The organism is Hydrogenophaga sp. FW305-3-2-15-A-LB1, from assembly GCF_058787875.1.
In genome coordinates, this window is the sequence record NZ_JBYTAE010000085.1 from 1 (window position 1) to 20,733 (window position 20,733).

The 20,733-nt window shown below is 70.2% G+C and carries 14 protein-coding genes; 8 read left to right on the top strand and 6 right to left on the bottom strand.

Translation table 11 applies throughout. The annotated features are described in order from the left end of the window. Positions 1 to 208: 208 nt before the first annotated feature. Together AC3WPZ_RS22535 and AC3WPZ_RS22540 are read right to left on the bottom strand one after the other, a co-directional pair. On the bottom strand, positions 209 to 706 hold the full coding sequence (locus AC3WPZ_RS22535; RefSeq protein ID WP_382321480.1) for a DNA-deoxyinosine glycosylase: 498 nt from the start codon (positions 704 to 706) through the stop codon (positions 209 to 211). After that, a complete protein-coding gene (locus tag AC3WPZ_RS22540) occupies positions 703 to 1,536 on the bottom strand; it encodes a TatD family hydrolase (RefSeq protein WP_492441642.1) in 834 nt (277 codons plus the stop codon). Before AC3WPZ_RS22540 ends, AC3WPZ_RS22535 begins: the two co-directional genes overlap by 4 nt. A gap of 80 nt (positions 1,537 to 1,616) precedes the next feature. Here AC3WPZ_RS22540 and AC3WPZ_RS22545 point away from each other — a divergent pair, with 80 nt between their 5' ends. Next, positions 1,617 to 2,042, top strand: a complete 426-nt coding sequence (locus AC3WPZ_RS22545; RefSeq protein ID WP_382321485.1) for an META domain-containing protein — start codon at positions 1,617 to 1,619, stop codon at positions 2,040 to 2,042. Here AC3WPZ_RS22545 and lolD read toward each other — a convergent pair. Beyond that, complete coding sequence (gene lolD, locus AC3WPZ_RS22550) at positions 2,039 to 2,713, bottom strand: lipoprotein-releasing ABC transporter ATP-binding protein LolD (RefSeq protein ID WP_492441644.1); 675 nt, start codon at positions 2,711 to 2,713, stop codon at positions 2,039 to 2,041. The two genes, AC3WPZ_RS22545 and lolD, sit on opposite strands and share 4 nt — an antisense overlap. Beyond that, complete coding sequence (locus AC3WPZ_RS22555; RefSeq protein ID WP_382155066.1) at positions 2,706 to 3,962, bottom strand: lipoprotein-releasing ABC transporter permease subunit; 1,257 nt, start codon at positions 3,960 to 3,962, stop codon at positions 2,706 to 2,708. Before AC3WPZ_RS22555 ends, lolD begins: the two co-directional genes overlap by 8 nt. Before the next feature lie 52 nt (positions 3,963 to 4,014). On the opposite strand from AC3WPZ_RS22555, the gene AC3WPZ_RS22560 reads away from it, so the two are divergent. Continuing rightward, a complete protein-coding gene (locus tag AC3WPZ_RS22560) occupies positions 4,015 to 5,010 on the top strand; it encodes a phosphoglycerate mutase (RefSeq protein ID WP_492441646.1) in 996 nt (331 codons plus the stop codon). Beyond that, positions 5,007 to 6,743: a single-stranded-DNA-specific exonuclease RecJ gene (recJ, locus tag AC3WPZ_RS22565; protein WP_444687254.1), complete on the top strand. Its 1,737-nt coding sequence runs from the start codon at positions 5,007 to 5,009 to the stop codon at positions 6,741 to 6,743. The genes AC3WPZ_RS22560 and recJ overlap by 4 nt, the downstream gene beginning before the upstream one ends. Before the next feature lie 204 nt (positions 6,744 to 6,947). On the opposite strand, the gene AC3WPZ_RS22570 is transcribed toward recJ, so the two are convergent. After that, positions 6,948 to 7,688: a LytR/AlgR family response regulator transcription factor gene (locus AC3WPZ_RS22570; protein ID WP_291121688.1), complete on the bottom strand. Its 741-nt coding sequence runs from the start codon at positions 7,686 to 7,688 to the stop codon at positions 6,948 to 6,950. Between the two features lie 48 nt (positions 7,689 to 7,736). Then, positions 7,737 to 8,798 (bottom strand): sensor histidine kinase, encoded by a 1,062-nt coding sequence (locus tag AC3WPZ_RS22575; protein WP_382155057.1) that lies wholly within the window; start codon positions 8,796 to 8,798, stop codon positions 7,737 to 7,739. 147 nt (positions 8,799 to 8,945) lie between these two features. Between AC3WPZ_RS22575 and argH the strand changes: the two genes are divergently transcribed. From argH to AC3WPZ_RS22600, 5 genes are all read left to right on the top strand, one after another. Further along, entirely contained in the window at positions 8,946 to 10,397 is a 1,452-nt protein-coding gene (argH, locus tag AC3WPZ_RS22580; RefSeq protein WP_382155055.1) for an argininosuccinate lyase, read from the top strand. 67 nt (positions 10,398 to 10,464) lie between these two features. Beyond that, positions 10,465 to 16,413: an alpha-2-macroglobulin family protein gene (locus AC3WPZ_RS22585; RefSeq protein ID WP_492441649.1), complete on the top strand. Its 5,949-nt coding sequence runs from the start codon at positions 10,465 to 10,467 to the stop codon at positions 16,411 to 16,413. 2 nt (positions 16,414 to 16,415) lie between these two features. Then, positions 16,416 to 18,569 (top strand): penicillin-binding protein 1C, encoded by a 2,154-nt coding sequence (gene pbpC, locus AC3WPZ_RS22590; RefSeq protein WP_492441660.1) that lies wholly within the window; start codon positions 16,416 to 16,418, stop codon positions 18,567 to 18,569. Next, complete coding sequence (locus tag AC3WPZ_RS22595; RefSeq protein WP_492441651.1) at positions 18,553 to 19,443, top strand: LysR substrate-binding domain-containing protein; 891 nt, start codon at positions 18,553 to 18,555, stop codon at positions 19,441 to 19,443. Before pbpC ends, AC3WPZ_RS22595 begins: the two co-directional genes overlap by 17 nt. A 128-nt stretch (positions 19,444 to 19,571) precedes the next feature. Continuing rightward, positions 19,572 to 20,726, top strand: coding sequence for a mandelate racemase/muconate lactonizing enzyme family protein (locus tag AC3WPZ_RS22600; RefSeq protein ID WP_444687257.1), 1,155 nt, complete (start codon positions 19,572 to 19,574; stop codon positions 20,724 to 20,726). Positions 20,727 to 20,733: the final 7 nt, after the last annotated feature.

The following is a 20,733-nucleotide window of genomic DNA, read 5'->3' on the forward strand; positions in this document are numbered from 1 at the left end:
CCTCCTTTACTTCGCTGCGTCGGCCACCCCCGGTGAACCGCAGGGTTGGTATGCGGGAGAGTCGAGTGCCTGCAAATGGGTAGCTCGGAGTGATAGGGCGTTCTGCGCAGCGGGGTAAAGGAGGAGGCGGCACCAGCCGCCGGGGGACACCCGCGGAGCAGAGCGCCCTATCGCTCCGAGCCCGCGAGGTCTCAACCCAACAAGGAACTCACCCCCCCACCCCATGCCGCCGCAACACCTCAGCCCAAGCCGCCAGCTTGCGATCAAAACTCCAACTCGCATTCGCCGGACTCGTGGAAGGCAACCGGTACACCGGCACCCCCAGCTTCTCCGTGTGCCGCGAATGCCGGAAACTCTCGCCCCCGTTGTGGGCGATCGCCTCCAGCATCGGGCACTCACGCAGCACCATCGAAAAATCGTTCAACTCCGCATTCAGGATGTTGGCGTCCAGACTCCCCTCACGCTCGCAGGCACCGTACACATCCCACACCCCCAGCCCGTGCTCGCGCAACGCCGCCACCCGCCCCGCGTAATCCATCGCAGGCAAAGGCAAGGCCCACAAAGCCCCCAGGATCTTCCAGAAATGGTTCTGTGGATGGCCGTAATACTGCTGCGCCCGCAACGACGCCACCCCCGGAAAACTGCCCAGCACCAACACCCGCGTGTTCGCGCTCAACACCGGTGCCAGACCCTGCAACCGGCTCATGCCAAAGCTCCCAAGCGCGGCAACGCCACCAGGGCATTCACGGTGCTCGCCACCATCAGATCCTCCACCGGCATGCCCCGCAAACCCGCCACCACCGCCCCGATGCGTGGCAGCTCCGCCGGGCTGTTGAGGCCCTGCGCGCGCCCGGCCTCGCGCTCGGCCGCCGTCACGTACAGCCACTGCGGCGGAATGTCCGGCGCATCGGTCTCCATCACCAACGCCGACAAGGGCAATTCGGCCGCGAGCCGGCGCAGCTGCCGCGCGGGCTCGAAGGTGCTCGCGCCACCGAAGCCCAGCTTGAAACCCAGATCGATGAAGGCCTGCGCCTGCTGTTCGCTGCCGTTGAAGGCGTGCGCGATACCGGCCACCGGCAGTTCACGCAAATGCTTGAGCAACAGGTCGGCACTGCGGCGCACGTGCACGATCACCGGCAGGCCGTGCTTTCGCGCCAGCCGAAGCTGCGCGCGGTAGAAGGCGGTCTGCCGCTCGCGCATCTCGGGCGTGCAGAGTTCGGGCACGAAAAAATCCAGGCCGATCTCACCCACCGCGACGAGGCGGGGATCGTCGCGGTGATCGGTGAGCGCCGCGTCCAGGACCGTGAGGTCGTCTTCCGTCGCCTTGGGCACGCACAGCGGGTGGATGCCCAGCGCATAGGCGTCGCCCAGGCGGTGCGCGAGCAGGCGCACGGTGTCGAAATTGAAGCGCGCCACAGCGGGAATGACGCACCGGCCCACGCCGCGCGCGGCCGCGACTTCACGCAGGCTGATCGCGAGAGCGTGGTCGGCGCCGAACTCGGGCGCATCCAGATGGCAGTGTGTGTCGATCCACATGGCGGTATAACGGCCATTGTGCCGGCAAGCGCCAGCGCACCGGCCCGCTCACAAGAATGCCAGCAAGAAAGGAAATCACCATGTCACACACCACCCGCCTCGCCTCGCTCGCCGTGCCCGCCCTGCTGGCCCTCAGCGCCTGCGCCCTGCCCGGCGTCCCCGCGCCCGCCCCGCTGGTGGGCAGCGAATGGCTGTTGGAAGACCTGGGCGGGCGCGGCGTGCTGGACCGCGTGCAGGCCACGCTCGCCTTCCCCGAAGCCGGGCGCGTGGCCGGCAACAGCTCGTGCAACCGCTTCTTCGGCTCGTACACCCTGATGCAGGACCGCGTGGCCATCGGCCAGCTCGGCGGCACGCGCATGGCCTGCCCCGAAGCGGTGAACGACCAGGAAACGCGCTACCTGGACGCGCTGCAGAAGGCCCAGCGACTGGAGGTGCAGGGACGGACGATGCTGATGCACGTGCAGGGCCTCGACAAACCCCTGCGCTTTAGCAGAACCAAGCCCTAAGTCAGAACGCCTGCGGTCAACCGCAGCACGCGTGCACAACGCGCAGCCAGCGCCTCGTCGTGCGTGACGACGATAAAGGCCGTGCCCTGGTCGCGAGCCAGTTCCAGCATGAGCTGGAACACGCCCTCGGCCGTGCTGCGGTCCAGGTTGCCGGTGGGCTCGTCGGCCAGCACGCAGGCCGGTTGCGTCACCAGCGCGCGCGCGATCGCCACGCGCTGGCGCTCGCCGCCCGACAGCTCGGCCGGCCGGTGGTGCAGGCGCTCGCCCAGGCCCACGCGCGCGAGCATCTGCTCGGCCTGCTGCGCCGCCTCGGCGCGCGGCAGGCGGCGGATCCACAGCGGCATCGCCACGTTGTCGCGCGCGCTGAATTCGGGCAGCAGGTGGTGGAACTGGTAGACGAAGCCCAGGTGCCGGTTGCGCAGCGTGCCTTGTTGCGTGGCGCTCAGGCCCGAGAGGGTCTGCCCCATCAGCCGCACGCTGCCGCTGGTGGGCGCGTCCAGCCCGCCGAGCAGGTGCAGCAAGGTGCTCTTGCCTGAGCCCGAGGCGCCGACGATGGCCACGGTTTCGCCCGCGCGCACCGCGAGGTCCACGCCCTTGAGCACGGTGACGTCGAGCCGGCCTTCGTGGAAGCGCTTGGTGAGGCCCTGGGCCTGGAGAACGGCGTCACTCATAGCGCAAGGCCTCGGCGGGGTTCACGCGGCTGGCGCGCCAGCTCGGGTAGATCGTGGCCAGGAAGGCCAGCACCAGCGAAATCAGCGCGACCGGCAGGATGTCGGTCTGCTGCGGGTCGCTGGGCATGCGGCTGATGAGGTAGATGTCCTGCGGCAGGAAACTCGCGCCCAGCAGGCGTTCGAGCGCGGGCACCAGGGTGTCGATGTTGAAGGCCACGCCCAGGCCGAGCAGCAGGCCCGCGCCGGTGCCGATGATGCCCACCATGGCGCCCTGCACCATGAACACGCCCATGATGCTCTGCGGGCTCGCGCCCAGCGTGCGCAGGATGGCGATGTCGGCGCGCTTGTCGGTCACCGTCATCACCAGCGTGGACACGAGGTTGAAGGCGGCCACGGCCACGATCAGCGTGAGGATGATGAACATCATGCGTTTCTCGAGCTGCACGGCGGCGAACCAGGTGCGGTTCTGGCGCGTCCAGTCGCGCACCAGCAGGCCGGGGTCGAGGTCGGAGGCGATGGACAGGGCCACCTCGCGCGCCTGGTGCAGGTTCTTGATCTTCACGCGCACGCCGGTCGGGCCCTCCACGCGGAAGATGCGCGCGGCGTCGTCCTGGTGCAGCAGGGCCAGGGCCGAGTCGTACTCGAAGTGGCCCGAATCGAAGGTGCCCACCACCGTCATCTGGCGGATGCGCGGCACCACGCCGGCCGGCGTCACCTGGCCGTTGGGCGCGATCAGCGTGACGCTGTCGCCCGCGATCACGCCCAGGCTGCGCGCCAGCTCACCGCCGAGGATGACGCCGAACTCGCCGGGCACCAGGCGCGGCAGCATGGTGTCGGCCAGTTCCGCCGCCAGGTCGGTCACCTTGGGTTCGAGCGCGGGGTCGATGCCACGCACCAATGCGCCCTTCATGTCCTCGCCGCGCGCGATCAGCGCCTGCGCGCCCACGAACGGCGCGGCGCCCACCACCTCGGGATGGCGCTCGATGCGGGCCAGCGTGTCGGCCAGGTTGGGGATCGCCTGGCCGCTGGGCTCGAACACCTCGATGTGCGAGAGCACGCCCAGCATGCGGTCGCGCACCTCCTTCTGGAAGCCGTTCATCACCGAGAGCACGATGATGAGCGCGGCCACGCCCAGCGCGATGCCCAGCATGGACACGCCCGAGATGAAGGAGATGAAACCGTTGCGCCGGGTGGCGCGGCCGGCGCGGGTGTAGCGCCAGCCCAGGATGAGTTCGTAAGGGGTTTGCATGCAGTTGGTGGTGGGATGCAGCGGGCATTGTGGCATCCCCGACAATCACGGCATGCCCGCCCCCTACCCGGCCTCTGAGCCTCGCCTGCACCTGCTGGTTCCTTTCGCCAGCGCGAGCGACCCCGCCTGCCGCACCTCGCTCCCGGGTTTGCCTTTGCCCCAGCTCACCGCGCTGCTGGCCGAACTGGCGCCTGTCTACACCGACGCGGGCGACGACCACAGCCTGAGCCCGCCGCACGAACGCGCCTTGGCGCAGGCGCTGGGCCTGGTGCGCGCCGACGGCTGCCCCTTCGGCGACGGCCTGATTCCCTGGGCCGCGATGGAAGACGCGCAACCCGACACGCCTCAGGCCTGGTTCACGCCCTGCCACTTTCAGGTCGGCATGGAACAGGTGACGCTGTTGCCCGGTGATCAATTGGGCCTGAGCGACGACCACTCGCGCGCGCTGTTCGACGCCCTGGCGCCCTATTGCGCTGAAGACGGCATCACCCTCACCTACCAGTCGGCCACGCGCTGGCACGCGCGCGGGGAGCCGCTGCGCGGCATCGCCTGCGCCAGCCTGGACCGCGTGAGCGGCCGCTCGGTGGAGGCCTGGATGGCCGAAAGCACGGCCAACCCGGCCGGGGGCCTGCTGCTCAAACGCCTGCAGAGCGAGGCGCAGATGCTGTTCTACACCCACGCCGTGCACGATGCGCGCGAGGCCGCGCGGCTGCACCCGGTCAACGGTTTCTGGGTCAGCGGGGCCGGCGCGCTGGACCGCCCCATCACGCCGCAGCCCCCACCGGCCCAGCCCGATGCGTTGCGCCGCGCCGCGCTGCAGGCCGACTGGGCCGCGTGGCAGCAAGCCTGGGCCGCGCTCGATGCCGGCCCCATCACCGAGTGGCGCGAGCGCGCGCAACGCGGCGAAGCGGTCACCCTCACCCTGTGCGGCGAACGCGCCGCACAGCGCTTCACGAACGCCCCCCGAGGCGCCGGCGCGCGCCTCGGCCGCTTCATCAAGAACCTGCTGGGCCCCACCCCGGCCTGGAAGACCCTGGACACCCTATGAAGATCATCACCCGCGACGTGCCTCCCCGTGCCGCCTGGGCGCTGGAGCAAAGCGGCCTGCACCCCCTGCTGGCGCGCCTGTTCGCCGCGCGCGGCATCACCAGCAAGGACGAGCTCGACGACGCGCTCGCGCGCCTGCTGCCGCCGTCCTCGATGCTCGGTGCCCAGGAGGCCGCGCGCGCCTTGGCCGACGCGATGGCCGCAGGCAAATCCATCTGCATCGTGGCCGACTACGACTGCGACGGTGCCACCGCCTGCGCGGTCGGCCTGCGCGGCCTGCGCCTGCTGGGCGCGCCCCTGGGTTTCGACCGCGTGAACTACCTGGTGCCCGACCGCGTGACGGACGGCTATGGCCTCACGCCCTCGATCGCGAAGCGCGTGAAGGCCCAGGGCGCCGACGTGCTGGTGACGGTGGACAACGGCATCGCCAGCGTGGACGGTGTGCGCGCCGCGCGCGAGCTGGGCCTGGACGTGATCGTGACCGACCACCACCTGCCCGCGCTGAAGGACGGCGAGATCGCCCTGCCGGTGGACTGCATCATCGTCAACCCCAACCAGCCGGGCTGCGCCTTCGAGAGCAAGTCGATCGCGGGGGTGGGCGTGATGTTCTACGTGCTGCTGGCGCTGCGGGCCGAGCTGCGCGAGCGCGGTGTGTTCACCGCGCAGAACCAGCCCAAGATCGACACCCTGCTGCCGCTGGTGGCGCTGGGGACCGTGGCCGATGTGGTCAAGCTCGACGCCAACAACCGCCGCCTGGTGGCGCAGGGCTTGAAGCGGGTGCGCGCGGGTGCGATGCCGCCGGGCATGACGGCGCTGTTCAACGCCGCCGCGCGCAAGCCGGCCGCCGCCACCGGTTTCGACTTCGGCTTCGCCCTGGGCCCACGCCTGAACGCGGCGGGCCGCCTGGCCGACATGACGCTGGGCATCGAGTGCCTGACCACCGAGGACGCGCTGCGCGCCGACGAACTGGCGCGCACGCTGGACGGCATCAACCGCGAGCGCAAGGCGATCGAGGGCGACATGCGCGAGCAGGCCTTGCAGATGGCCGAGGAGATGTTCGACGAATCCGAGGAGCCGCCGCCGGCGCTGGTGGTGTTCGATCCCGACTTCCACGAGGGCGTGGTGGGCATCGTGGCCTCGCGGCTGAAGGACAAGCTGCACCGCCCCACCTTCGTGTTCGCCGCCAGCGGCGCCGAGGGCAAGGAGCACGAGCTCAAGGGCTCGGGGCGCTCGATCGCGGGTTTTCATCTGCGCGATGCGCTCGACCTGGTGGCCAAGCGGCATCCGGGGGTGTTGTTGCGGTTTGGTGGCCATGCGATGGCGGCGGGCTGCACGATCGATGAGGAGCAGCTGGAGACCTTCGAGGCGGCCTTGCAGCAGGTGGCGCACGAGTGGCTGGACGCCGCGACGTTGCAGCGCCGCATGGAGGCGGACGGCCCGCTGGACACGAAGTACCGTCGCGCGGATCTGGTGGACACGTTGCACCAGGAGGTGTGGGGTCAGGGGTTCGCGCCGCCGGTGTTCTGCGAGGAGGTGGTGGTGGTGTCGCAGCGTCTCGTGGGCGAGAAGCACCTGGCGTTGAAGCTCAAGCACCAGGGTGAACCGGTGGACGGCATCTGGTTCGGCCACACGGAGCCGTTGCCGCAGCGGGTGAAGATCGCTTTCCGGTTGGATGCGGATGAGTGGCAGGGGCAGCGGCGGGTCCGGTTTCTGGTGGAGGCGGCGGAGGTCTGAGGCTCCCTTGGTTCGTTGTACCTCGCGCCAGTGACGTCAAAGAGAGCAGACATCCACCGCTCCGCTCGCCGGGGAGGTCGCCGGTGGCTGGGGTGATCGCCGCAGCGAAGCAAAGGAGGAGAACCGGCGAAGCCGGTTCGGGGGACATTCGCGGAGGCGATCACCCCAGCCGCTGGCGACCGGAGCAACGCCAACGAAAGCAGCTCAGCTCATGAGCGCTTCACGAACCGCCGCCAGTTGACGGCGAGAAACGGCCAGGCGTTCCTCGACCCCATCGAGCCGCACCATCCAGCCCTCGCCCTCGACCGGATCGTTGTGCTTCTCAACCGCGCGAACCGCCCGGCGCGACACCAGCGCATTGCGGTGCACCCGCACGAACAGGTGGGCATAGCGTTGTTCCAGATCGCTCAAAGCGCCGTCGAAGATGTGTTCCTTGTCCGCCGTGCGCACGGTGATGTATTTCAACTCGGCCTTAAGGTAGATCACATCGGCCAGCGCCACCCGCTCGCTGCGGCCCCGCTCCTGAATGATCAGGCTCTCGGGCAAACCCCCGTCCTGCACACCCTCGCCCGCGCTGCGCTGCTTCATCACCTTCTGCAACGCCTGCTGCAGACGCTCGCGCCGCACCGGCTTGGTCAGGTAATCCACCGCCTCCAGCTCGAACGCATGCACCGCATGCTCGGCATACGCCGTCACGAACACGATCGCCGGCGGCGCCGCCATCTGGCGCAGCGTGCTCGCCAGCGCCATGCCGTCCACGCCCGGCATGTGGATGTCCAACATCACCAGGTCACAACCCGTGCGCTGGATCTGCTCCATCGCCTGCACCGCGTTCGACGCCTCACCCACCACATCGGCCCGTGGCTCGGTGCATTCGCCCAACAGCGTGCGCAGCCGGGATCGCGCCAGCGCTTCATCGTCAACGATCAGTACCTTCAGTGCCATGTCACGCTCCGTTGCCAGATCCGGTTCGGGGGTTCATTCAAACCCCGCTTATACCGGTATTTCAAGTCTCACCTGAAACACGCCATTCACCAAGGCGCTCTGAAAGCGCCCTTGTACATCATGCAGCAGTGTCAGGCGCTGGCGCACATTGTCCAATGCCAGACCATTGCCCCGCCGCCCACTGCCTGCCGGCACGGTGTTGGTGACCTTGATCACCACCACACTGCCCCGGCGCTGGGTGCTGATGCGCACCACCGCCCCGCTGGCGCTGGGCTCCACCCCGTGCTTGACCGCATTCTCCACCAGCGGCTGCAGGATGAGGGGAGGCAATTTGGCCTTGGACGCCGTGTCGTCCACGCTCCACTCCACCTTCAGCCGCTCGCCGAAGCGCACCTGCTCGATGGCCAGGTAGTGCTCGGCCAGCTCCAGCTCCTGCCACAGCGGCACGGCCTCCTTGGCGTCGGCCAGCGCGTGGCGGAACAGCTCGCTCAGGTCTTCAAGCAAGTTTTCGGCCTTGGCCGGCTCCTCGCGCACCAGCGCGATCGCGCTGTTGAGCGTGTTGAACAGGAAATGCGGCCGGATGCGCGCCTGCAGCTCGGCCAGGCGGGCCGTGGCGCCGGCCGGTCCGCGCGCCTTGGAACGCCACATCAGCGCGGCCACCAGCACCGCCGACACCAGCGCCCCCGAGGCGGCGCTGGCCAGCCAGGGCGAGGGCTCCACCAGGCCCATCCAGACCAGCAGGCCGCAACCGTAGAGCCCCGAAAGCGCACCAAACCCGACCGCCGCCGCCCATTGGCCCGGAATCGGCAGCAGGCCCAGCTGGCGTTTGAGGCCGCACACGGTCAGCAGCCAGGCCAGCACGGCGGGCAAGGCCGCGCCGGTGTAGATGGCCAGTTGCGTGACCCAGGCAATGAAGGTCTGGGCGCCGAACAGGGCCGCCACCGCCACGATGGCCTGCACGAACAGCACCGCGCGCAGCACCGTGCCGACCTGGCAGGTGTCGAACACCTGCACCCGCGCGCGCAGGTCCTCGGGCATGTCCGCGATCGGGCGCGCACCCGCGGCATGCGCCAGTTCCTGGAAGCTCGATAAAATTCTGGAATCTTTCATGGGAAGCACATCCGTCTTCGGGTCGGCCCCGTGAGGGCCTCTACAGGGGTCTGCCGCGCCGCCAACCGGCCCAGGGCCCACTGCCCCAAGCCCCATCCCTGGCGCACTCGCGCTCCTTCCTTTTTCCATCCAGCCGCTGGTAACACCATGTCCACCAACCAACTCGACAAAAAATCCGAAGCCTGGTCCGCCCTATTCTCGGAGCCCATGAGCGAGTTGGTCAAGCGCTACACCGCCAGCGTCTTCTTTGACAAACGCCTGTGGCAGGCCGACATCACCGGCAGCCTCGCCCACGCCGAGATGCTGGCGCACCAGGCCATCATCGGCGCCGCCGACCTCGAGGCCATCCAGCGCGGCATGGCCCAGATCACGGCCGAGATCGAGTCCGGCGAGTTCGAGTGGAAGCTCGACCTGGAGGACGTGCACCTCAACATCGAGGCCCGCCTGACCCAGCTCGTGGGCGACGCCGGCAAGCGCCTGCACACCGGCCGCAGCCGCAACGACCAGGTCGCCACCGATGTGCGCCTGTGGCTGCGCGGCGAGATCGACCTCATCGTCCCGCTGCTCGACGAGCTGCAGACCGCGCTGGTGGCAGTGGCCGAGAAGAACGTGGACGTGATCCTGCCCGGCTTCACCCACCTGCAGGTGGCGCAGCCGGTGAGCTTCGCGCACCACCTGCTGGCCTACGTGGAGATGTTCTCGCGCGACGCCGAGCGTTTCGCCGACGTGCGCCGCCGCACCAACCGCCTGCCGCTGGGCAGCGCCGCGCTGGCCGGCACCACCTACCCGCTGGACCGCGAGCGCGTGGCGCGCACCCTGGGCATGGTGGACGAGCGCGGCGAGCCGCAGGTGTGCCAGAACAGCCTGGACGGCGTGAGCGACCGCGACTTCGCGATCGAGTTCACCGCCGCGGCCAGCCTGTGCATGGTGCACATCAGCCGCTTCAGCGAGGAACTCATTCTCTGGATGAGCCAGAACTTCGGTTTCGTGAAGATCGCCGACCGCTTCACCACCGGCAGTTCCATCATGCCGCAGAAGAAGAACCCCGACGTGCCCGAGCTCGCGCGCGGCAAGACCGGCCGCGTGGTCGGCCACCTCATGGGCCTGATCACGCTCATGAAGGGCCAGCCGCTGGCCTACAACAAGGACAACCAGGAAGACAAGGAGCCGCTGTTCGACACCGTGGACACGCTCAAGGACACGCTGCGCATCTTCGGCGAGATGGTGGGCGGCCAGCTCAACCCGGCCACGGGCACCAAGGAAGGCGGCATCACCGTCAACGCCGTGGCGATGGAAGAAGCCGCCAAGAAGGGCTACGCCACGGCGACCGACCTGGCCGACTACCTGGTGAAGAAGGGCCTGCCCTTCCGCGACGCGCACGAAACGGTGGCGCACGCCGTCAAGGCCGCCGTGTCGCACAACTGCGACCTGTCCGAGCTGCCGCTGACCGTGCTGCAGGGCTTCAACGCCTCGATCGAGAAAGACGTGTACGAGTGCCTGAGCCTGCGCGGCAGCCTGAACGCGCGCAACACCCTGGGCGGTACCGCGCCGGCCCAGGTGCTGGCGCAGATCGCGCGCCACCGCAAGCGCCTGGGCTGAAACCCCTCGGCCCGCCACGGCGGGCACACGGGCGGCGGCGGGCTTTCCGCTACCCTTGGCGTCTGCCATGGAGGAAGCCTTGAAAAACAACATCCCGCTCCGCTTTGCCGCCACCGCGTGGCTGGCCATCGCCCTGCCCGCGTCCGCGCTGCAGATCACCAGCGTTTCACCCCAGGGCGAAGTGGCCCGGGTGCGCCAGGTGGTGATCAAGTTCAACGACAGCGCCGTCAACTTCGGCGACGCCAAGACCCCCGCTCCCGTGTCGCTCAGTTGCAGCGACGCCCAGGCCACCCGGGGCAACGGCCGCTGGACCAGCGACCGCGAATGGGCCTTCGAGTTCGAGAACGACCTGCCGCCCGGGGTGAACTGCACGGTGCAGGTGAAAAGCGGCTTCAAGTCGCCCAAGGGCACGGAACTGCCCGTGACCCGCACCGGCTTCAACACCGGCGGCCCGTTCGTGCAGCAGGTGCGCCCGGGCCCCTCGTCGCGCATCGACGAAGAACAGTATTTCGTGCTGCGGCTCAACGGCGCGGCGACGGCGGCCAGCCTGCAGTCCCAGGTGTGGTGCGCGGTCGAGGGCCTGGGCGAGCGGGTGCCGATCCGGCTCATCGAAGGCAAGGACCGCGGCGAGCTGCTGAAAGCCAACGGCTGGGACAAGCTGGCGGACAAGGAGCCGCAGCGTTATGTGACGCTCTCGTGCAACCGCCGCTTTACGCCCGACACCAAGGTCTCCCTCGTGTACGGCAAGGGCGTGGCCACACCCTCGGGCATCGCGAACACCGTGGAGAAGCGCTTCGACTTCCAGGTGCGCGAGGCCCTGACGGTCGGCTTCAGCTGCGAGCGCGAGAACGCCCAGGCCGCCTGCCTGCCGATCCGGCCGATGACGCTCAACTTCAGCGCGCCCGTGCCGCGCAAGCAGGCCGAGGGCATCCGCCTGAAGTCGGCCCAGCAGACGCACAAGCCGGTGTTCGAAGAAGAGAATGCCGACGGCGACAGCGTGGTCACCGAGCTGACGTTCAAGCCGCCTTTCGCCGAGCAGGCCGCGTTCACCATCGAACTGCCGAAGAACTTCAAGGACGACGCGGGCCGCACGCCGGCCAACGCCGACAGTTTTCCGCTGCCGGTGGCCACGGGCGCCATGCCCCCGCTGGCCAAGTTCGCCGCCTCGCCCTTCGGCATCGTCGAGCGTTTCGCCGAACCCGGCGGCACCCCGCTGCTGCCCGTGACCCTGCGCAACGTCGAGGCCGCGCTGCAAGTGCAAGGCCTCAGCCCCGGCCAGGTGAACGACCTGCAGCCTAAAACCGACGCAGAGATCATTGCCTGGTTCCGCAAGCTGCAGCGCTACGACCAGTTCAACGTCTCGCGCAAACAGGCGCAGGCCGACACGGTGGGCCCGCTGCCCAAGGTGCTGGAAGACCGGGACAAGCGCCGGGTCGAGTCGCGCGCCGTGTCGCTGCTCAAGGGCCAGGCCGGCGTGAAGGCGATGAGCCTGCCCCAACCCGCCGCCAGCGACCCGCGCCCCTTCGAGGTGGTCGGCATCCCACTCACGCCGGGCTTCCACGTGGTGGAGATCGCCTCGCCTGCCCTGGGTGGCGCCCTGCTGGACGCGCGCTATGGCGGCTCGCGCACGATGTACGTGCGCACCTCCGCGCTGGTGACCAATCTGGGCGTGCACTTCAAGCTGGGCCGCGAAAACGCGCTGGCCTGGGTGACGACGCTGGACAAGGGCAAACCCGCCGCGGGCGCCCTGGTGCGCGTGTCCGACTGCGCCGGCAAGGAAGTGGCCACGGCCACCACCAACGCCCAGGGTGTGGCCGACCTCAAGGGCGTGCCGCCGCAAGCACCGCGCTGCAACAGCGGGGACGGTGAAAGCACGCAGGCCTATTTCGTCAGCGCGCGGCTCAAGGACGGCACCACCGAAGACATGGCCTTCACCTGGAGCGACTGGTACCGGGGCATCGAGCCCTGGCGCTTCAACGTGCCGACCAGCCGCGATCCGCGCCCGGACGCGCGCGCCCACACGGTGTTCGACCGCACGCTGCTGCGCGCCGGCGAGACGGTGTCGATGAAGCACCTGATCCGCACCGAAACCAGCCAGGGCTTCGGCCTGCCGGAAACCCTGCCCGACACCCTGGTGATCACGCACACCGGCAGCGGCCAGCAGTTCACGCAGCCCGTGGCCTGGCGCAAGACGGCCACGGGCGGCCAGAGCGCGGAAAACAGCTTTGCCGTGCCGGCCGGTGCCAAGCTGGGCAACTACGAGGTCGTGCTCAAGAGCGCCGACGAGCGCCAGCGCCAGTACAGCAGCGGTGAATTCCGCGTGGAGGAGTTCCGGCTGCCGGTGCTCGAAGGCCGCATCGCGCCGCAGGCGAACCAGGCGCTGGTCAACGTGAAGACCGTGCCGACCCAGCTGCAGGTCAGCTACGTCTCGGGCGGCGGCGCGACCAACCTGCCGGTGCGCGTGTCGGCCCTGGTGCGTGACAAGGCCCTGAGCTTCCGCGACTTCGACGGCTTCAGCTTCCAGCCGCCCCGCGCGGACGGCGCGCCGGGGCATGAAGACGGCGAGGAAGAAGCCGCCGCCTCGCAGGACCAGCGCGTCATCGCGGACAAACTGCCCGTCACGCTGGACCGCAACGGCGCGGGCGCGCTCACCATCGAGCAGGTGCCCACCGCCCCTCAGCCGCAGGAACTGCTGCTGGAGGCCACCTACGCTGACCCGAACGGCGAGGTGCAGACGCTGCGCAGCGTCTCCACCGTGTGGCCGGCGAACGTGGTGGCGGGCATCAAGACCGAAGGCTGGGTGTCGGCCAGCCAGAAAATCAAGTTCCAGGCGCTGGCGCTGGACCTGGCGGGCAAGCCCGCGGCCAAGGTCGCGCTGAGCGTGAAGGCCGTGGCCCACATCACCACCACCAGCCGCAAGCGCATGGTGGGCGGCTTCTACACCTACGACAACCAGACGCAGACCAAGGACCTGGGCACGGTCTGCAGCGGCCAGAGCGACGCGCGCGGCCTGCTGTTGTGCGAAACCAAGCTCGGCGAACCGGGCGAGGTGGAACTCATCGTGACCGCGCAGGACGCGGCGGGCCTGAGCATCCAGGCCGCCAGCTCGGTGTGGGTCACGCGCCAGGGCGAGCTCTGGTTCGGCGGCGAGAACCACGACCGCATCGACCTGCTGCCCGAGAAGAAGAGCTACCAGCCCGGCGAGACCGCGAAGTTCCAGGTGCGCATGCCGTTCCGCTTCGCCACCGCGCTGCTGACGGTGGAGCGCGAAGGCATTCTCGAATCGCAGGTGGTCCAGCTCAACGGGCAGGACCCGACGGTGCAGCTGAAGATCCAGGAAGGCTGGGGGCCCAATGTGTACGTGAGCGTGCTGGCCCTGCGCGGCCGGCTGCGCGAGGTGCCGTGGTACTCGTTCTTCACCTGGGGCTACAAGGCCCCGCGCGAGTGGTGGACCTCGTTCTGGTACGAGGGCCGCGAGTACGTCGCGCCGACCGCGCTGGTGGACCTGAGCAAGCCGGCGTTCCGCCTGGGCCTGGCCGAGATCCGCGTCGGCACCCGCGCGCACCAGCTCGACGTGAGCGTCAAGGCCGACCAGGAGACCTACCCGGTGCGCGGGCAGGCGAAGGTGACCATCAGCGCGAAACTGCCCAACGGCCAGCCGGCGGCAAACGCGGAAGTGGCGCTCGCGGCGGTGGACCAGGCCCTGCTGGAGCTCATGCCCAACCGCAGCTGGAACCTGCTCGACGCCATGCTGCAGCAACGCGCCTGGGGCGTGGAGACGTCCACCGCGCAGATGGAGATCATCGGCCGGCGGCACTACGGCCGCAAGGCGGTGCCGGCCGGTGGCGGCGGGGGCAAGAGCGGCGCGCGCGAACTGCTCGACACCCTGCTGCTCTGGAACCCCAGGGTGACGCTGGACGCGAAGGGCCAGGCCGTCGTCACGGTGCCGCTCAACGACGCGCTCACCACCTTCCAGATCGTCGCCGTGGCCGACCTGGGCACCGGCCTCTTCGGCACCGGTCAGACCAGCGTGCGCGCCACGCAGGACCTGCAGATCATCAGCGGCCTGCCGCCGCTGGTGCGCGAGGACGACCAGTTCCGCGCGCAGCTCACCCTGCGCAACACCACCCAGAAGGCGATGAAGGTGTCCGTGTCGCCGCGCGCCACGCTGCTCGAGCTCGCGCCGCAGACGGTGGACATCCCGGCCGGTGAGGCGCGCGAGGTCGCCTGGACGGTGACCGCGCCCGCGCAGCTCGCGCAGACGCGCGCCGAGGCCATCCTGTGGGAGATCGAGGCGAAGGACACGCTGGGTGGCGCGAAGGACGCGCTCAAGGCCCGGCAGCGCATCGTGCCCGCCGTGCCGCTGACGGTGCAGCAGGCCACGCTGGTGCAGGTCGATGGCGCGTTCAACCTCGACGTGGCGCCGCCAGCCGGCGCGCTGCCGGGCCGGGGCGGCCTGAAGCTCGCGCTGCAGCCCAAGCTGGCCGAGGGCCTGCCCGGCGTGCGCGACTGGTTCGCCAACTACCCCTTCGTCTGCCTGGAGCAGAAGACCAGCAAGGCCGTGGGCCTGCGCGACGCCAGGCTCTGGCAGGGCGTGGTGGCGCAACTGCCCAACTACCTCGACGCCGACGGCCTGGCCAACTACTTCCCGCCGCGCGAAGGCGACGCCAACCGCGGCAGCGACATCCTCACGGCCTACCTGCTGGCGGCCACGCACGAGGCGGCCACCCTCGACCCGGCCTTCGGCCTGCCGGACGAGGTGCGCGCGCCGATGGAGCGCGGCCTGATCGCGTTTGTCGAAGGCCGCATCTCGCGCGAGTTCTGGAGCCCGCGCAAGGACCTGGACGTGCGCAAGCTCGCCGCCATCGAGGCCTTGTCGCGCTACGGCAAGGCGCGCGGCCGCATGCTGGGCAGCGTCACCCTCGCGCCCAACCAGTGGCCCACCAGCGCGGTGATCGACTGGGTCAACATCCTCCAGCGCGTGAACGACGTGCCGCAGCGCGAGCAGCGCCTGGCCGAGGCCATGCAGGTGCTGCGCGCGCGCCTGAGCTTCCAGGGCACGAAGCTGGTGTTCAGCACCGAGCAGGACGACTACTGGTGGTGGCTCATGGCCAACGGCGACGTGAACACCGCGCGCCTGATGCTCACCGTCATGAACGACCCGGCCTGGCAGGACGACATGGGCCGGCTGGCCAGCGGCTTCATCGGCCGCCAGCAAAGCGGCGCCTGGCACACGACGACCGCCAACCTCTGGGGCGGCCTGGCGCTGGAGAAGTTCTCGGCCAGGTTCGAGGCCACCCCCGTCGCGGGCACGACGCGCGCCACCCTGGGCACGGGTGCCGCCGCGATCGACTGGGCCAAGGTCGATCGGGTGAAAACCACCGATGCACTCGGCGCACCGAACCAGACGACCTGGTTCGGCGCCCCCGCCGGCCCGGGCAACCTGAAGAACAACACCGGTTTCCTGCCCTGGTTGGCCGACGGTGGCAAGGGCACCCTGAGCGTGGCCCACCAGGGCAGCGGCAAGCCCTGGCTCACGCTGCAGTCCCTCGCCGCCGTCCCGCTCAAGGCGCCGTTCAGCGCGGGCTACACGATCAAGAAGAGCATCACGCCGGTGGAACAGGCCGTGAGCGGCACGCACACGCGCGGCGACGTGTGGCGCGTGGCGCTGGAGGTCAACGCCTCCGCCGACATGACCTGGGTGGTGGTCACCGACCCGATCCCGGGCGGCGCGACCATCCTCGGCGGCGGGCTGGGCCGCGATTCGCAGATCGCGACCTCGGGCCAGAAGAGCCCGACCGGCAACGCCTGGCCGGCCTTCGAGGAACGCAGCTTCGAGGCCTACCGCAGCTATTACGAGTACGTGCCCAAGGGCATGTTCAAGATGGAATACACCGTGCGCCTGAACAACGTCGGCGAGTTCTCGCTGCCGCCCAGCCGCGTGGAGGCGATGTACGCGCCCGAGATGTTCGGCGAAACGCCGAACGCCCGCGTGAAGGTGGAGGCCGTGCGGTGAACCTGCGCCACGCGCTCGCGGCGGCCGCGCTCGGCCTGGGCCTGGCGCTGCCGGCACAGGCCTTGCCGAGCTTCGCCGAGGTGCACGCCGGCTGGCGCTCGTCCGAGGCGCGGGTGCTCGATCGCCAGGGCGAGCTGCTGCAGCGCGTGCGCATCGACCACCAGGTGCGCCGGGGCGAGTGGATCGCGCTGGCCGACGTGTCGCCCGCGCTGCGCACGGCCCTGGTGCTGAGCGAGGACAAGCGCTTCCACGAACACAGCGGCGTGGACTGGCGCGCCGTCTCGGCCGCGGCCTGGGGCAACCTCTGGAACAGCCGCACGCGCGGCGCCTCGACCATCACCATGCAGCTGGCGGCCCTGCTCGACGAGCCCGATGGTGAGCTGCAGCGCGGCGCGGGCGGCCGCCGCCTGACGCAGAAGCTCGGCCAGGCGGTGGCCGCGCAGCAGCTGGAGCGGCGCTGGCGCAAGGACCAGATCCTGGAGGCCTACCTCAACCTCGTGCCGTTCCGGGGCGAACTGGTCGGCATCGATGCGCTCTCGCGCACGCTGTTCGGCAAGGCCGCCCACGGCCTGGACGAGCGCGAAGCCGCCGTGGCCGCCGCCCTGGTGCGCGCCCCCAACGCGAAACCCGCGCAGGTCGCGCAGCGCGCCTGCGGCGTGCTCCAGCTCATGCAGGCCGGCACGCCGGTGGATTGCAGCGAAATGAAGATCCTGACCACCATCGCCCTGCAAGGCCGCGAATTCACCGCCAGCGAAGGCATCGCGCCCCACCACGCGCGGCGCGTGCTGGCGGCCGGGCCCGCGCAGACGGTGCGCTCCACCGTGTCCGCCCCGCTGCAGCGCTTCGCCGTGCAGACGCTGCAGCGCCACCTGCGCGAGCTCAAGGGCCGCCACGTGCAGGACGGCGCGCTGGTCGTGCTCGACAACGCCAGCGGCGAGGTGCTGGCCTGGGTCGGCTCGTCGGGCGAGCTCAGCGCCGCGTCGGAGGTGGACGGCGTGACGGCGCCGCGCCAGCCCGGCTCCACGCTCAAGCCCTTCCTCTACGCCCAGGCCATCGCCGAGCGGCGCATGACGGCCGCGTCCCTGCTGGAGGACTCGCCCGCCGCCATCCCCACCACCAGCGGCCTCTACATCCCGCAGAACTACGACCGCCGCTTCAAAGGCTGGGTGTCCGCGCGCACCGCGCTGGCCTCGTCGCTCAACGTGCCGGCGGTGCGCACCTTGGTCATGGTCTCGCCCGACGCGTTTCACCACCAGCTCGGCGCGCTCGGCCTGCCCCTGCGCGAGTCCGCCGGCTACTACGGCTACAGCCTGGCCCTGGGCAGCGCCGAGGTGCCGCTGCTCGCGCTGACGAACGCCTTCCGCACGCTGGCCAACGGCGGGCGCTACGGCCCCGTGGGTTCGCCGCCGCAGGCCGCGCCGGCCATCGACCCGCGCGCCGCCTTCATCGTGGGCGACATCCTGAGCGACAGCAACGCGCGCGCGCGCACCTTCGGCACGGACAGCATCCTGGCCACGCGCTTCTGGGCCGCCGTGAAGACCGGCACCAGCAAGGACATGCGCGACAACTGGGCGGTGGGCTGGTCCGAGCGCTTCACCGTCGGCGTGTGGGTGGGCAATGCCAGCGGCGCGCCGATGTGGGATGTGAGCGGCACCAGCGGCGCGGCACCCGTCTGGGCCACCGTCATGCAGCACCTGCACGCCCACACGCCCAGCCGCGCGCCGCGGCCACCGGCCGGCCTGGTGCAGGCGCGCGCCTCGTTCGAAGGCACGGATGGCGCGCGGCCGCTGGAAGCGGCGCGCAGCGAATGGTTCCTCGCCGGCACCGAGCAGGCCCGCTTCGCGATGGACACGCCGGCCCCGGCGAGGGCGCCGGGCAACGCGCTGCGCATCCGCAGCCCGGCCCCGGGCACCATCGTCGCCCTGGACCCGGACATCCCGCCCAACCGCCAGCGCCTGAGCTTCGTGGCCAGTGGCGCGGGCGGCCGCTGGCGCCTGGACGGCAAGCCCCTGGGCCAGGGCACCCGGCTGCAGTGGCTGCCCTGGCCGGGCCGGCATGTGATGCAACTCACCGATGCGCGCGGCACGGTGCTGGACGAGGTGCGTTTCGAGGTGCGCGGCGCCGGCGTGAGAGAAACCCATGCAAGAAACCATTGACCTGAGCACCCTGCGCGTCGTGGTGGCGGCGGCCGACCTCGGCTCCATCAGCGCCGCCAGCGAACGCCTGCAGCTGGCCGTGGCCGCCGCCAGCTCGCGCATCACGGCGCTCGAAGAATCGCTCGGCTTCCGCGTGTTCGAGCGCTCGTCGCGCGGCGTGCAACTCACCCCGGCCGGGCAGATGCTGGTGCAGCGCAGCCGCGCGCTGCTGACCGACGCCGACCGGCTGGCCCAGCACCTGCGCGGCTACAGCGAGGGCCTGCAAGGCCATGTGCGCGTGCTGGCCAACACCTCGGCCCTGCTCGAGGTGCTGCCGCAACGGCTGGCGCAGTTCATGAAGGCGCACCCGCTGATCCGCATCGATCTGGAGGAGCGCGGCAGCCCCGAGATTCCGCTCGCGCTGATCGAAGGCCGCGCCGACTTCGGTGTGGTGGACCTGCCCGTGCCGCCCGCCGGCCTGGCCTTCACGCCCTTCTTCAGCGACACCCTGGTGCTGCTCACGCCGCGCTCGCACCGGCTGGCGACCCGCCGCCGGCTGCGACTGGCCGACGCGCTGGACGAGCCCTTCATCACGCTCACCGACGGCACCGCCCTGTCCAACCGCCTGCTCGCCTCGGCCGCCGACGCGGGCCAGCCGCTGCACGTGCGCATGCGCATGCGCGGCTTCGACGCCGTCTGCCGCATGGTGGCCGCCGGCCTGGGTGTGGGCGTGCTGCCGCTGGAGGCGATCGCGCCGCAGCTGGCGCACCTGCCGCTGGCGGCGGTGCCGCTGTCCGACCCCTGGGCGCGGCGCACCCACCACATCGCCACCCGCACCGACGCGCCGCCGGCACCGGCCGCGCTCACGCTGATCCGCGCACTGACCTCCCGCTGATCGGGCTTTCGCGAAACGCGAAAGCGGCCTTTGCCGCACGCCATTGCGGCCCACGCGGGGCCGTTCCTACACTGGCCCCCAGACCCCACAACACAAGCGCCGCCGCCCCCGGCCGCGCCGGAGACTTCATGAAAATCGCCCGCGTCAGCGCCACGCCGCTGAACCTGCCCGTCACCGTGCAATCCCCCAGCCGCAGCCAGACCACCAGCCTCTCGGTCTGTCTGGTCACCATCGAAACCGACACCGGCCTCATCGGCACCGGCATGACCGCCATCACCGAAGAAGAGGTGATCGGCAGCATCGTCAACGACATCGCCGCGCACCACCTGGTGGGCATGGACCCGATGCGCCACGAGCAGGTCTGGGAGCGCCTCTACTGGCTGCTCACGCCGCGCGGCCAGTCGGGTTACGCCAGCCACGCCATCGCCGCCATCGACCTCGCGCTCTGGGACATCAAGGGCCAGGCGCTGGGCGAACCCTGCTGGCGCCTGCTGGGCGGCGCGCGCGCCGAGGTGCCGGTGTACGCCACCTTCGGCTTCAACTTCTTCGACCGCGACGAGCTCGCCGCCGCTGCGCGCGAGTGGGTGGGCCGGGGCTTCTCGCGCCTGAAGATGACGGTGGGCCACCACGCGCTGCAGCGGCGCGACGAACCCCGCCCGCTGGACCAGGTGATCGCCGAAGACGTGCAGCGCATCCGCGCGGTGCGCGAGGCGGTGGGGCCGGACGTGCAGATCTACATCGACGCCAACTGCAGCCTGGACTACTTCCACGCGCTGTCGCTGGCCAGGAAGGTGGAGCCCTACGACATCAGCTTCTTCGAGGAGCCGGTGTCGCAGAACGACATTCCCAACCTCGCGCGCCTGCGCGCCAAGACGTCCATCCCGCTGGCCGCCGGACAGAACGAAGGCCTGGCCTCGCGCTTTCGCGACATGCTGGTCGCGCAGGCGGTGGACGTGGTGCAGCCCAACGCCTGCATCAGCGGCGGCTTCACGCAGTGCAGCCGCATCGCGGGCATGGCAGCGGCCTTCAACACGCGCTTCGCCAACGGCGGCGCCTGGCCGCACCACAACATGCACCTGCACGCCGGCCTGGCCAACGGCTCGCTGGTGGAATACCACTCGGTGGCCGTGCAGTGCTGCGAGCTGGTCTTCGACGACCTGCCCAAACCCGAGCGCGGCGTGCTGCGCCTGCCCGAGACACCGGGCCTGGGCTTCAAGCCCAACCCCGAGCGGCTGGCGGAACTCGCCAGGCGCCCGGGCTCGCGCGGTGCCGGCAAGGCCTGAAAAAGAT

Bases quoted from the DNA above. Each gene is read 5' to 3' on its own strand.
- AC3WPZ_RS22585 (WP_492441649.1), top strand. From the start codon at position 10,465: ATGGAGGAAGCCTTGAAAAACAACATCCCGCTCCGCTTTGCCGCCACC.
- recJ (WP_444687254.1), top strand. From the start codon at position 5,007: ATGAAGATCATCACCCGCGACGTGCCTCCCCGTGCCGCCTGGGCGCTG.
- AC3WPZ_RS22575 (WP_382155057.1), bottom strand. From the start codon at position 8,798: ATGAAAGATTCCAGAATTTTATCGAGCTTCCAGGAACTGGCGCATGCC.
- AC3WPZ_RS22545 (WP_382321485.1), top strand. From the start codon at position 1,617: ATGTCACACACCACCCGCCTCGCCTCGCTCGCCGTGCCCGCCCTGCTG.
- AC3WPZ_RS22595 (WP_492441651.1), top strand. From the start codon at position 18,553: ATGCAAGAAACCATTGACCTGAGCACCCTGCGCGTCGTGGTGGCGGCG.
- AC3WPZ_RS22535 (WP_382321480.1), bottom strand. From the start codon at position 706: ATGAGCCGGTTGCAGGGTCTGGCACCGGTGTTGAGCGCGAACACGCGG.
- AC3WPZ_RS22555 (WP_382155066.1), bottom strand. From the start codon at position 3,962: ATGCAAACCCCTTACGAACTCATCCTGGGCTGGCGCTACACCCGCGCC.
- argH (WP_382155055.1), top strand. From the start codon at position 8,946: ATGTCCACCAACCAACTCGACAAAAAATCCGAAGCCTGGTCCGCCCTA.
- AC3WPZ_RS22540 (WP_492441642.1), bottom strand. From the start codon at position 1,536: ATGTGGATCGACACACACTGCCATCTGGATGCGCCCGAGTTCGGCGCC.
- AC3WPZ_RS22570 (WP_291121688.1), bottom strand. From the start codon at position 7,688: ATGGCACTGAAGGTACTGATCGTTGACGATGAAGCGCTGGCGCGATCC.
- AC3WPZ_RS22600 (WP_444687257.1), top strand. From the start codon at position 19,572: ATGAAAATCGCCCGCGTCAGCGCCACGCCGCTGAACCTGCCCGTCACC.
- AC3WPZ_RS22560 (WP_492441646.1), top strand. From the start codon at position 4,015: ATGCCCGCCCCCTACCCGGCCTCTGAGCCTCGCCTGCACCTGCTGGTT.
- lolD (WP_492441644.1), bottom strand. From the start codon at position 2,713: ATGAGTGACGCCGTTCTCCAGGCCCAGGGCCTCACCAAGCGCTTCCAC.